Below are 14,373 nucleotides of genomic sequence, written 5' to 3' on the forward strand. Positions count from 1 at the left end.
ACTTCCTTTCTAATTTACCGTCCACATGAGTTCATAATGATAAAATGGTGCTGTCAATAAGTATTCTGACGCAACACTAGGCGACCAAGAATCATCCCCACCGACACCCATATGCTGGCCATCTAAATTTAACCAAACACCTGCATCAGCAACTAACGCTGTACGATGTTTGGCTTGTATCAAAGCTTTTTCGCTATAGCGACTCGCACCGATTTGTAAGGGGGTTTGGGGTGCCAAAATATGATGACTGCCCCAATGCAATGAACTAACTGCCATACGCAAGCCATTCTCACTCGGAAAAATATAGGGCGTCGTTAATTCGTCAAGTGTTTGTGTCCAATAGCCCATGCGTGCGCCGCTGTGTCTATCAGGATAGTTTTCAAGGGGTCCCCGACCAACGTAACTTAAGCCATCAAATATACCTACTTGAACCTGCAATCCGACACGTGCCGGTGGTAAACTATTGATATTTCTTGACACATCAACTGTTAAATACATGCCGTCCGCGTTGAAGCGGTAAGTCTTACGTGAGGATAGAACTTGCTCATGACCAGCTAAAAAGTGGTGTATCGTTTGTACTTCAATAAATGCCCCGACTTTCGCGATTGCAAAGTCGTCTAATTGTGCTGACAAATTAAACCAACCGGCATCATGCCAACGCGCTTCCCAAGCGTTAGGATCTGGATTTGCCACCTCACTCACGCCAATATCATTATCAATTGGTGCGCGTGTAAAATGATCTTGTAAGGGGGTAATAAATTGTTGCTCGCCATCTTTTAACCACTGAGTTAACCAACCCGTATCTGTGTCAAAGTACCATTTATTATGTCTACTTGTAATCATCACAGCGTGTGAAGTCTCAACAACCATTGGCCTATCAGTCACTGGTAAGGATACAAATTGTGTCTTGCGCTGTAAAACAAATTGTTCTTCAGCTAATAAATGACCAGCTGGCAAATCAATTGTCGCCACATTTTGTGTGACCTTAATATTTAAAAAAACATCTTGTTGACCAATTTTGGGTAAACAAACGACAATGTCTTTTTTTGTCTCTGGTGGCAACTTCAGCGTCAACGATTCTTCTTTCATGGGCTTACCATCTACAACAATAGTATACGTTAATGTCGCATCAGTCGTTTTAAATAGGTACTCACTACGTACACTTAGCTGACCATTCAGCCACCTAAATTGCAGATATTGTTGCTGATAGGCAACCTCTTGCAGCGCTGGTTTTGCCGTTCGATCTGGAAACAGTAACCCATCCAAACTGAACTGGCGATCGTTAGGTGAATCCCCAAAGTCGCCACCATAAGCATAATCTCCATCTTTCGCTAATCCTTGATCGACCCAATCCCATATAAACCCACCTTGCAATCGCTCAAATTGTCGAAAGGCTTGCCAATACCTATCAAAACCCCCTAAACTATTTCCCATATCATGGGCATATTCACATAGAATTAACGGCCGTTGTTCACCTGGTTTGCTTATCCAGCGTTTTAACGACGATTTGGTGTTAACTGGAAAACATTGGTCTTCGGATACACGAGCGTACATTGGCGCGATAATATCTGTCACTATTGTATCCGCTCCACCGCCCTCGTATTGTACTGGCCGAGTCGTATCTGTTTGTTTTAACCACTGATATAGTGCATCGTGATTATGACCATAGCCAGATTCATTTCCTAATGACCACAAAATAATGGCCGGAAAATTGCGATCACGCAACACCATACGTGTCAATCGGGCAAGCATTTGTGGTAGATAATTGACGTCGTCAGTCAGTAAGTTCATCGGTATCATACCATGTGTTTCAATATTCGCCTCATCAACCAAAAGTATTCCGTATTCATTTGCCAATTCATACCAACGCTGCTGATTGGGATAATGTGATAGGCGGACTGCATCAAAATGGTTCTGTTTTAATAACGCGATATCCCGCCGCATGGTGGTTTCATCAATAGCGTAACCTTTTTCTGGGTGAAATTCATGTTTGTTAACACCCCGAATGAGTAATGGCTTGCCGTTTAAAGTTAATAGGCCATTTACAATAGCAACCTTGCGGATACCAACTTGAACGTGCTCAATATGTGTTACTACTTTATTTTTATCAGAAACTGTTAACACTAATTCATATAAGTGAGGTAGTTCATCAGACCATAAATAGGGTTTGTCAACAATCAAATCCAATTGCAACGCATTCGGATTAGCGCCGCGTTCATCGATTGCTTCTGTACCAGGACTGTTGATTTGTGTTGCAACCAACGTATTTTGCCAATATAAAGCGGCTTGAATGAATACATCGGCGGTACTCTTTGTCTGAACACTGACAATGGCTTGATCGAAATCGGCATCTAATGTTGTTGTGACACAATAGTCTAACAAATGCTGTTCGGGCAGATGTCTCAAGGTGACATCACGAAAAATACCAGACAAACGCCACATATCTTGATCTTCTAAATAGGTGCCTTTACTCCAACGCAATACTAGCACGCAAAGACGATTTTCACCCAGCTGCACGGCTGAGGTGAGATCAAATTCTGCGGGTAATCGGCTGTCTTCAGAGTAGCCAATAAACTCACCATTAAGCCACAAATAAAACGCAGATCCCACCCCATCAAATGTCACATGGACGTAACCAGCTGATAACCAATCTTCTGGTAAATTAAATACTTTGCTATAAGCCCCAGTTGGATTTTGTTCGGGTACATCAGGTGGCTTCACTGGAATTGGATAAGTTACATTTGTATAAATAGGAACATCGTAGTCACCCTGTAACTGCCAATTAGCAGGAACAGTGATTTTGTCACCAGTAACTAGGTCTGTTTGTAACCATGTTTCGGGTACATGTTCTGGCTGGTCAAAATAACTCATTTGCCATTCACCATTTAAAACCGACTCATTATTACTTTTCTGCCCATACACTGGCTTTTCATTTTTATGCCAAAATTGCAATGGTGCATGCATTGATAAGCGATTAACGGCAATCACGCCGAGATTTTCCCAATCGCGGCGTGCTAAAATTTGCGCTAATGTTTGTGTCATATTGGCCTCCTATTTTGCTGTTAAGTTGGCTTTTAACTCTTCAACAATTTGATTATGCATTTTTTCGGTTAATTTGACACGCCAAGCAAAGATTACCGCAGCAAATAACATTAACGCACCAGGCAGCAAGAAGGCCAACATGTTAAAAGTATTAATGCCATGTGCACTGACACTGGCCGCCGTTGCATGCCCTGTCATACCGGCTGCAACAGTAATGAATCCAACAATACCGTTTGAAAATGCACCTGCAATTTTATCAAGCAAAGGTCGAATTGACAATGTCACAGCTTCATTACGTACACCATTTTTCAATTGACCATACTCTACGGCATCTGTAATTGTCATTAATGCTGATAAAAAGACTAGCTGGTATGGGAAATAGAACAAGATAGTCGCAATAATGACAATAATTGCACTTTTGGCACCAAAAATAAAGAGCATATACGCCACTAACTGCATGACAATACTACCAATATAAACCCAGCGACGCGTGATTGTCTTAGCCAACCAAGGAAACAATGGTACAGCAACAAATCCAGTAATTGTTCCAATTAAACCAACCATCCAAAATGAACCAGGTTGTCCCAATACAAACTTATAGAACAGATACAGCACACCAGTTGTAGCAACATAGGCTAACGCATAGGCAATATATGACAAAGCTAACCACATTAATTGATCATTTTTCAAAATAGCTTTGAAAACATCCGTTGTTTTAACTTTTGGTGCTTTTTGCCGGATAATAGATTCATTTTCTTTTGTCCCCCATGCTGTAATTGCAGCTGTTCCAAAAGATACTAAGGCAACAATCATGGCAAACCAGAACCAACCAGCAGCACCTTGCTCATGTCGACCTGTAGCCAAATAAGTAAAAAATGTCGTAATTGGGACAACCAGCATCGTGGTACCATTGGCACCTAAAGATGAGCCAAAACGGGCAACGGTTCCTAGCTTTTCACGTTCTGTCGTATCGGTAGTGATTGCTGGAATCATTGACCAATAAGCAATATCTTTGAATGAATAGAATGCATCCAAAATGATAAAAACAATCACAAATAGTACAATAAATAACGTCTGATTACGCTCAGCTAAACCACCAAAATTAGTGAAAATAGCCAATAACGCTAAGGATGACACCAAGCCACCAACAATAAGCCAAGGCTTGAATTTACCATACTTTGTTTCAGTATTATCAATGACATTACCAATCAATGGATCAAAGAAAATTTCAACTAATCGAATACCGACCACTAAGCTTGTAACAATACCAATTAAGGCAGATTCATTGGGTAACCCATCAAACATCGAGCTACTCACAAAAAGGATAAAGTAAGTACTCAGAGTGACATAATAACTATCGTGCCCGAAAGCACCCAACGCATAACTGATACGTTGCTTCCAATTTTTCGCTTGCATATTTCTTCTCCTTAAGTAAGCGCTTACATTTTATTTTAAAAAACAAAGGTTATCATTTTTACGTGATAACTATCGTAAAAATAGCTATATTTTTAACTTAACGCAGTGTATCGATGAATTGCTTGAAACCTGCCTGCCCATCAGGCGTACATTTGAACACACCTGCATCCGACAAAACACGAATAAAGATATCTGCGACAGATTGACGAACAATTATTTTAGCCTCTTGCAGCGACACATTACCGTGTTTTTCATGCAGTTGCTGTGCCCACACCGCATGTTTCGATACAATTGGTGTTTGTGAATCGACTAAATAATTTTGGACAGCCTGTAATTCATTTTTGAGACGTGGCGGTAAGATAGCCAACCCCATGACTTCTATCAAACCAATATTCTCTTGCTTAATATGCTGTACATCAGGATGGGGATGGAATATACCTTCTGGAAATTCGGCTGAAGTGTTATTATCTCGTAATACAAGATCTAATTCATAGTCATTACCCTTTTTACGGACAATTGGTGTCACGGTATGGTGCCTAGTGCCATCTGTACTGTAAGGTTCGATATGTCGACCAACATCTGCATAAAATTGCCAATGGGCCATAATTTGTTCAGCCGCATCTAATAGCTTTACTTGGTTAGAATCAACTAATCGAATAACTGACATCGGCCATTTTAAGATACCCGCATCTTTTAAGCCGCCCAACGGAAAATGAGAAGCCATTTTTGCTTTAGCCATTGGCATATCGTATCGACCACCTTGAAAATGATCGTGAGACAAAATCGAACCACCTACAATCGGCAGATCAGCATTTGAACCGACAAAATAATCTGGAAATTGGTCGACAAACGCTAACAAGCGTGACAAATTTAACCTATCAATTTTCATTGGTCGATGCACTGGTGCTAAAATAATGGCATGTTCGTTAAAGTAAGCGTACGGTGAATATTGAAATCCCCAGTTTTCACCCACTAATGGGACGCGAATAATCCGATGATTAGTGCGTGCGGGATACGTAGCAGTTCCGATAAACCCTTCATTTTGAAAAGATAATTGATTGACTGGGTAAGTTGTTATTGGCGCTTGAAGCGCAGCTGCAATATCTCGCGGATTTTTCTCTGGTTTGGACAAATTAATGGTGATATCAATTTGTCCAAAATCTGTATTCGCTTGATAAAAAATATTTTGCGCAATTTCACGGGTTTTAATATAATTCGTTCTTTTTGAGAAATTATAAAAATCGTCCGTAGCGACACTTGGACTTTCTTTATATAAATGCCAAAAACGTTGATTAACGCGACTGGGTGTACTGGCAAAGAAATTCATTAACTGTGATGCAAGTTGGTCACGCTGCGCTGTAATGTCACGAATAGCTTGATTGGCTACAGCGATATTTAACAAAGCATCTAATAATTGCAATGTTGTGCCCTTTCGTGACTCAGTATCTTGGAAAGATGTTTCCCCAACCAATGCCAATACACGATTAACTAAATATTGTGTGTCGAGTGGTTCATATTCTGAATGCATAATAATTTGCTGTACAAAGCCACTCACAACAGCTGCAGTTGTCATTTTTTTACCTCACCAATCCAGTGGGCCCCTGGTCCAATATCAGCAACATAAAATGATGGCGCATAACCAATCGTTTCTTCATAAATCTGACCTACTTTTGTCTTGAGGTCATCGACAGCCTGACGATTAACTAAGGCGATAGCGCAACCACCAAAACCGGCACCTGTCATACGTGCTCCCAAAACACCCGGTATTTTTTGTGCTGTTTCTGCTAAAGTGTCTAGCTCTATTCCAGTCACCTCGTAATCATTTTTTAAAGAGTCATGTGATGCATTCAACAACTCGCCAAATTTGACTAAATCATTAGCTCGCAGTGACTCTACCGCTAATTGCGTACGTTCATTTTCTGTCACAGCATGACGCGTACGTCGTAAAATTGTGTCATTCTTAATTAAATGTGCATTCGCTTCAAACGTACCACTAGTCAATTGGCCTAACGATTGTATTGGCAGCGATTGCTGCAATTCATAAACCGCTTCTTGCGTCTCTTTGACACGTTCATTATATTTAGAATCGGCTAATTCACGGCGCTTATTTGTATTCATAATGACAATCACGTTGTCACCCAAATCTACCGGTACCATATCATAAATCATAGTATTTGTATCTAAATAAATTGCATGAGCTTTCTCACCAAAACCAATAGCAAATTGATCCATAATACCAGTGTTGACGCCGACAAAATCATTTTCTGCACGTTGACCAGAAGCAACTAACTGCAAGCGTGGTACTTTCAATCGATACAACTTTTGGGCAACAACGCCTATCAATAATTCTAGGGAGGCTGAGGATGAGAGGCCAGAGGCATTGGGAATATTACCTTCAATGACTAATTCAAAGCCTTGATTAAAAACGTTACCATAACCGCGTAAAGCCTGTAATACGCCTTTGACAAAGTTCCCCCATGATCCATGTGACAACTTTGTTTCATCGTTGACATCAAATGTAATGACACCTTGGTCAGGAAAGTTTAATGAATATAATTTCACCAGCATGTCATCACGAAGACGTGCAACACCGTAAGTACCAATTGTAATTGCTGCTGGAAACACATGACCACCATTGTAATCTGTATGTTCACCAATTAAATTGATACGACCAGGCGAAAAGAATTGATCAGTTGGTCTCTCTTTGAATTGGTCTATAAACACTTGTACTAGTTTTGCGTTCTTTTCCGGCATATCGTTCTCCTTTTGTAACCGCTTTCAACACTTTTATTATAATGTTTAGTAATCATTTAGTCAATGTTTACTAAATGGTTTTTGACATTAAAAAAAAAGACACATAAGTGTCTTTTGAGTAATTATTTATAAATGATGCTAACTGTCTACGGCGTCTCACTATTACCAGTATCCAGTACGCTTAATAGATCATTAGCATAGATAAAGAAGCGTTCGGCATAACCTTCTTTTGTGGCGTATTTTCCTGCTATTTTATTGAGATCTTCAAGATTATCAGTAATAATACCATCCACCCCCAAAATAACCATACGGTTCATGTCTTCGACCTCGTTGACTGTCCAAGCAAAAACTATTTTACCTTGCTTATGCGCCGTTGAAACATTCTTTTTAGTCAACGTTGTTTCTTCTAATGAATAAGCATCAGACACTGTGTTTGGAAAACTTAAACTGAAAGGTAAAATATAACTACTAAATAAATCATCATGGTTCTTTCGTAATTGCGTAACGACTTTATAATCAAATGACTGCACAAGAAATTTATTTTTTCTAAGTCTTGGCCCATATTTGGTTGCAAAATTGTTAACCATGTCTTTTGAATCACGTTTCGTAGTTTTGATTTCAATTAATAATCTTTGGTGAGTCTTTTCTGCTGCAGCTAAATAATCATCAAAGCTATTAATTTTAGCTGTATAGCCATTTTCTCTAATGGTTGTTTGTTTTAGTTCATCAAGCGTCAAATCGTGTGGCGCTTTATAAATACGTGCTAATAAAGCAAGATTTTCATCATGCAAAACAACAAACTGATTGTCCTTTGTCTCACGTACATCGATTTCAACGTAATCTGGTTTTTCTTTTTTAACCGTTTTTTCGAGTGCTGGTATTGTGTTTTGAACCCCATTTCGATTAGTAACACCGCGATGTGAAATAGTTACAATATTGTTTGCTGCTGTACTAGTCATATAGACATAACTATCATACACACCTTTTATAATGAAAACCAAAAAGAATATCGTAAATATAATTTGCAATAATGACCTTTTTTTCAGCGTGGTCGATGGCATTGCCGGTTGTTTAAACTCATGTTTCGTATAACTGGTTAACATATTAAAAAAAGTAACAAAATTAAGCGTATTGAAAAAAATAATCATGAATTGAAACAGCAAGACACTTAAAATTGCCGTCAATAAAGCAATTCTATTATGATGAATACTATCAATATATATCTGTATAAAATACAAGATGTATAACAGGCCTACAGCAAGCAGTGCAATTAGTATGACCAAAAGTACACTGCGCCAAATGAGCTGCCATAAGTTTTTTTGTGTTAAAAGCCAACTTTTTTTGATGATGACCGAAATTTTTTGTTTCTCAAAAAAAGTTAGCGGCAAGACCATCAGCATTCGTAGTGAAAAATAAAGGCAAATAATATAGATTGCTACGAGCAATGTTGATAAAATAGTATTACTTAAAATAAAATCTAATAAAAAATTTGGCAACTTAACTTTCGCAATAAATGGCGATTTGAAGAAAACACCACTAATGGGTAATATCAAAACAAAATAAAAAGCGTAAATTAAAAAATTAAAAACACTAATTTTTCCCAGGTCTTTCCCTGTTATTTTAATAATGTTAATCCAGTCCAGCCGGTGATACACTTTAATATACATCACACCTTGGATTAAAAAAGAAAAATGTAAGAATGTCCCAAAAAACAAAACAATTACCAGAAAGATTATTTCAATCGCGGCAAAGGGCTGGTAAATCAAAATCAGTAAAATATTAGTATAGGATAAAAAAGGAATATCATTAACATACAAAATAAAACGCATGACATAATTACATATGGGTAATATTAAATTTATAATCAAGCTATTAACTGCTAATACCAGGAAAAAATATGCGAACCAATCTCTAAAAAAAACGGCCAGAGCGTCTCTTAATAAGCGATGTTGTTTGTTATGACCCTTTTCTACTTCTGATGTTTTTCTACTTGTCATTTTAATGCCATTCTCACGTTTTGTGGTTTATCCTGTTGGGGAAAAATTAGTAATGGTCGTTTATCTAATTTGAGGGATTGTTTTTGGGTAGTTTTTCGAGCACTGTTTTTGGAATATCGGCAATTTTCACCTCGTTTGGCCCATTCACCACTCGTATATTTGAAATCTCTGCTTTGAGCAATTGATTGGCTTTGAAGGGTTTAATATTTTCGCCCGATAATTCAAATTCAATTTCCTTAGTGGTATCATCTTTTGTTACAAACTTAAAATGATACTGATAACTATATGAGCCCTCAATTACCTTGCCGCTATGATCTCGCGTTTGCGCCTTACTAGGAATCTTTTCAGGTGCTCTAGTGTAAGCTGTCACGGAAGCATAAGTATTATCATAATAATGACGAATTTGAATTGCTAACCCGAATACTAAAAATAGAGTTAAAATAACAGCAATGATGATGGTATTCTTTTTCATATATTCTCCTATCTCTGATTAGACTTATGATATAAAAATCAAACTATTGATGATAATAATTAATATAACAGCACAAAAATGAAATTTCTTGTGTTTAACTAAGATTGCAATGTATTCTCTAATTAATGCATTAGGTAAAAAGTATTTACTTGTTTTTGATCCAATGCCATCGATATTTAAGCCCACTAATCTTGCAAAGCCAGCCGCTCGGAATACATGATAATCATTCGTTGTAAAAATACCTTTTTGTAAATCAAGCCCATTATCGATGATGATTTGTTTAGAAAACAACATATTTTGGTATGTGTTTTTTGACTGATCGTCAACTAAAATGTCAGATTCAGGGACGCCATTTTTGATAGCATAAGCTTTCATGGCAACTGATTCGGGTAATTTTTCATCTGAACCTTGGCCACCAGACATGATAAGAATCATTTTCTTCTTTGATTTCGCCAACTGCTTTGCTTTAAACTTGGCGGCAACTAGTATTCTTGAACCTAATAACGGCGAAACGGTATCCCCATTAATTAAGCCGGATCCTAGTACAATTGCATATTCTTTATTGTACTTCGGCTTAACAATTTTCGTCAAAAAATATGACGCCAAGAATGCCAAAACCCAAAATACAAGATAATTCTGACATGAGTAGGACACATTTTCAATGAAAGTCACAATCTTGTTATTTGGTAGATAATGATTCAGTAAATTAAACAGGACTGGCATCATAATGAGTAATATGCCAATGACTAAGGTCAGTAAATTACCTAAAGAATGACTTTCACGCCGCCAAACAATTAACCCATTCCAAATAAATAAAAAAGCACTGAAGATAGTCAGCAAAACAACAGGTATCAATATCAGTGCCATTAGGATCAAATACAGATAAATAACCAACTGGTTATTTATCTGCAGCACAAAAATGGACAGCGTCAGGAAATAGCTCATCATAGTTGCAATAAGTGCCATACCACAAAGTAAACGATACCTGTTTCTTTTAATTAGAAACCACGTCACTGCTGTTAGTAAAATAGAAACAAATAAACATAATATAGTAAAAATATAGTAAAAATTTGTCATACTTCCCATAAATTAACGCCCCTCTTTTCTCAAACCATTGTATCATGAAAAAAATTCAACTCAAACACAATAACCTAGTATCGCACTTGTTACTCATTGCATGAAAATAAAAAAGAACACTGCTTTAAAACAGTATTCTTTAACGGTTAAAATCTAAAAAAATGTCATAACAAGTCACGACGTATTTAAAAATAACTAAGCTAAATATTGGGACACAATTTCTTCATAAACTTTAATAAATTTATGATACATGTCGGCATACACAAATTCATTAACTTGGTGCGCTGTCACATTACCCGGACCAAAAACCAGTACTGCCATATCAGGATTAACTTTGATAAACTGTGAGGCATCGGTTCCACCAGAAACGCCAATAAAAGGTAACTTTTGCTCTAATATTTTTTCACCGACATTTTTAGCGATCTGACTCAACCTACTTTCTGGTGAGGATGATACTGGCGCATGTTTAATTGTGACATCTAAGCGAAGCGTTGCTGACAATGTATCATTCAACTGATTAATAATTGTCTCAATGTTTCGGATAATCAGCTCTTGACTTACTTCTGGAATTGTACGTATAAAAACAGTCATTGTTGCATGACCAGGTACAGTATTGGGTTGCTCGCCACCACTAATCTCGGTAATAACTGGTGTTGTAGTACCTAAAAAGTCGTTAGCTATACTAGTGAGTGACTCGAAATATTTTTTTTGCTGTGATATGAATACCAGCAATGCCTCTACCGCATTAATGCCTAGCTCGGGCATTGAACTATGTGCAGCACGTCCTTCACTTGTCACTTGATATGATAAAGCACCCTTATGTGCAATTTCCAAAAAATGTTGTTCCTGCGTATTATTTTTGACTATCAACTCATCCAGATTTTCTTGCAAAACAATACCCGGTAAAGCTTCTGAACTGTGGTTTTTTGGTAAACCGACAAGCGGTAAACCACTCGGTTCACCAATCAATAAGGCATCAATATGGCTAGCTAAGCCTAATTCAACCATTTGTTTGGCACCGATTTCACCACTTTCTTCGCCGACTGTTGCGTAAAATTTGAAAGTACCGTTTAGTTTGGATTCCTGTTTCTTTAAATTAACCATAGCAATTGCGGCTGCCATTAATCCAGACTTCATATCAGTTATACCGCGACCAAATATTTTACCATCGATTTTCTCACCGCTCAGTGGATTATGCTGCCATTTATTCATGTCGCCCAGTGCTACTGTATCTTCGTGTCCATCAAAAGCTAATATTGGTCCATTCCCATTGCCAATTTCAGCAATTACACCTATCCTCCTGTCAGATAATTTAACAAGTTTATTCGTAATATTGTGCTGATTAAAGAGCGCTTCTAGGTATGCTGCAACATCAGCCTCATGATTACCGGCTGTGTTCATCCCGACAATGTCTTGTAACATCTGTTCTGCTTGATTCATTCTTTCACACTTTCTAGATCATTAAGTTCATCAATACACATCACTAATAACGCTTAAAAAAAGCACCTTGTCATTATCATGAGAGACGCCTCTTGATTTTTTATAATTGTCCCCATGCAGATGAGGCAATGGTTGGAAATAGATGTACCATACGTTCAATTTTACTGGGTCCAAATTTGAATTCAATAGCAGGTAATAAGGCATTAATGACATCATCTGCTTTATGTGATACTTCAGTCGCGCCAACAAGTTTGTGATTTTTATCAAAAATTAATACATTATCACCCATTTGTTCTTGATCAACTTGTCGATACCAATCATCTGGTATGTGGTTTGTTTCCAGCGTGTAACTTTCCGGATGAGCCTTTGCTTCCTCCACCGTAACACCAACTTGCGCTAAACGTGGTGAAGTGAAGACAACTGACGGAATAACCGGATAAACAATTGGTTCTGTTGTTTCGCCTGCAAATGTGTGCATCAAATACAATGATTCAAAAATAGCTGTGGGCGTTAGCTTAGGCTGAGACTTATCAATAACATCCCCAGAAGCATAGATATTAGGGACCGAAGTGCGCAAATAATCATCAACGACAATACCCTTTGCGTTGTATTTCACACCAACTTCTTCTAGGCCAATATTTTCAACGTTGGGGATACGCCCTGTCGCATCAAGTACCCAATCGGTCTCAATCGTTGCACTGCCAGTATTAACAGTATATTGCTGCCCATTTTCAATGATTTCTTCGACAGTTACGCCACGCATAAAGGTTACACCGCGCTGGGTTAAATCGTTAATGATTTTTTCTACAAACGGCTGATGATATGCTCGAAGCGCTTTATCGCCTCGCAACAAGACTGTCACTTTTGCACCCGCTGCATTTGCCATCGTTGCAAACTCCATGGCAATATAACCCGCACCAATCACTGTAACGTGCTGTGGTATCTGCTCTAAGTTTAAAAATTCTTCAGAATCATGAGCAAAATTTGTGCCCGGAATATCTAATCGATTTGAGCGTAGACCTGTTGATATCACAATTTTATCTGCTGTCTTGGCTTGCCCCTTGATCTTTACCGTGTGCTCATCGGCTAAGATGCCACGGCCAAAGATAATATCAATATTATTGTTATCTAATAAACCTTGAATGAAGGCTGGCAAACCATCAATTACGGCATGCTTGTGTGCCTGATTAGCTGGCCAATTAATTGTTGTCTCACCAGTGACAACCCCATGCACATTTTCCATATGTCTTTGTAACGCAACTGGGGAATCAAGAATAATTTTCGCATTGCAACCACGATTAGGGCATGTGCCACCTACTAAATCTTGCTCCACCACGGCTACTTTTTTGCCTTTGGCACCTAAGGGAATAGCCCCATCAAAGGTACCGTGCCCACTACCAATGTACAAAACGTCATAATCATATGTTGCCATTTAGTTTTCCTCCAAGTTCATTCCGGGTGTTACAGACGATATGTCTCCAACTAACCTGTTAGTTATATTATATCGAAAAACACTATATATTCCTATTTTGAACCATTTATCACAAATAAAAAAGAAACGATAGTCATCGTTTCTAAGCATAATTAGACCTATTATCAGGTTAGTATTCATGGCGTCGATAATTATTTCCTGAGCGCCGTAGCAATTTAACCACCACTACAATGATGATAATTAATAAGATTAAGATAAACCAGCCAGCAAAACCACCCGATTGTGTTTGCATGCGACCGTCTTGATCATAGTAAGTGTTATTGCCAAATCCAAACATAGTATGCCATAAGGAATTTCCCATATGACTGCCAATCGACCAACCAACACCCCAACCGATGCCACGCGTTAAACTACGCCCAAAGTCAGACATGATGCCACCTTGTCTGGGTTGCGAACGATAAGATTGATAGCGTGTTTGCCTATTATTGTCGCGATTGATACGATACTTTTTTTGTTGCACTCTGTCAGTGCCAGAACGTGGTGTCTCTGATTTGGGTGTTTGATAGCTCCTAAACGTTGACGAGGGGTTTGAACGTGATGTGGTACGTCCACCACCAGTTGTATGGCTCCCACCACTGAAACTGCGAGCCGAAGCATTCTCCGGTGCAAAAGCGACCAATGGTGCAATCAATAATATTAGCCATAATTTGGCCATGTGATGTGTAATACTTTTCAATTTCTTT

At 38.3% G+C, this 14,373-nt stretch carries 10 protein-coding genes; all 10 read right to left on the bottom strand.

Going from position 1 to position 14,373, the window contains the following annotated elements:
• Positions 1-9 precede the first annotated feature (9 nt).
• The 10 genes from C5L21_RS05620 to C5L21_RS05665 all read right to left on the bottom strand — a co-directional run bounded on the left by C5L21_RS05620 (position 10) and on the right by C5L21_RS05665 (position 14,366).
• Complete coding sequence (locus C5L21_RS05620; protein WP_133286147.1) at positions 10-3,042, bottom strand: beta-galactosidase; 3,033 nt, start codon at positions 3,040-3,042, stop codon at positions 10-12.
• A 9-nt stretch (positions 3,043-3,051) separates the two neighbouring features.
• Positions 3,052-4,458, bottom strand: a complete 1,407-nt coding sequence (locus tag C5L21_RS05625; RefSeq protein WP_012305145.1) for a glycoside-pentoside-hexuronide (GPH):cation symporter — start codon at positions 4,456-4,458, stop codon at positions 3,052-3,054.
• 97 nt (positions 4,459-4,555) lie between these two features.
• Complete coding sequence (locus C5L21_RS05630; RefSeq protein ID WP_085699072.1) at positions 4,556-6,031, bottom strand: UDP-glucose--hexose-1-phosphate uridylyltransferase; 1,476 nt, start codon at positions 6,029-6,031, stop codon at positions 4,556-4,558.
• Positions 6,028-7,212, bottom strand: a complete 1,185-nt coding sequence (locus tag C5L21_RS05635) for a galactokinase (RefSeq protein ID WP_085699070.1) — start codon at positions 7,210-7,212, stop codon at positions 6,028-6,030. The genes C5L21_RS05630 and C5L21_RS05635 overlap by 4 nt, the downstream gene beginning before the upstream one ends.
• Before the next feature lie 146 nt (positions 7,213-7,358).
• Positions 7,359-9,209, bottom strand: coding sequence for a glycerophosphoryl diester phosphodiesterase membrane domain-containing protein (locus C5L21_RS05640; RefSeq protein ID WP_085699068.1), 1,851 nt, complete (start codon positions 9,207-9,209; stop codon positions 7,359-7,361).
• A gap of 64 nt (positions 9,210-9,273) precedes the next feature.
• Positions 9,274-9,681 (bottom strand): DUF1093 domain-containing protein, encoded by a 408-nt coding sequence (locus C5L21_RS05645; RefSeq protein WP_085699066.1) that lies wholly within the window; start codon positions 9,679-9,681, stop codon positions 9,274-9,276.
• A gap of 24 nt (positions 9,682-9,705) precedes the next feature.
• Entirely contained in the window at positions 9,706-10,647 is a 942-nt protein-coding gene (locus tag C5L21_RS05650) for a YdcF family protein (protein ID WP_241652881.1), read from the bottom strand.
• A 306-nt stretch (positions 10,648-10,953) separates the two neighbouring features.
• Positions 10,954-12,198 (bottom strand): ArgE/DapE family deacylase, encoded by a 1,245-nt coding sequence (locus C5L21_RS05655; protein ID WP_085699062.1) that lies wholly within the window; start codon positions 12,196-12,198, stop codon positions 10,954-10,956.
• 100 nt (positions 12,199-12,298) lie between these two features.
• The gene (locus C5L21_RS05660; protein WP_133286148.1) at positions 12,299-13,630 is read right to left on the bottom strand and encodes a dihydrolipoyl dehydrogenase family protein; all 1,332 of its coding nucleotides are present in this window, start codon (positions 13,628-13,630) and stop codon (positions 12,299-12,301) included.
• 169 nt (positions 13,631-13,799) lie between these two features.
• Positions 13,800-14,366, bottom strand: a complete 567-nt coding sequence (locus C5L21_RS05665) for a hypothetical protein (protein WP_223246003.1) — start codon at positions 14,364-14,366, stop codon at positions 13,800-13,802.
• Positions 14,367-14,373: the final 7 nt, after the last annotated feature.

Source organism: Leuconostoc citreum, assembly GCF_004354555.1.
GTDB classification, from domain to species: Bacteria; Bacillota; Bacilli; order Lactobacillales; family Lactobacillaceae; genus Leuconostoc; species Leuconostoc citreum.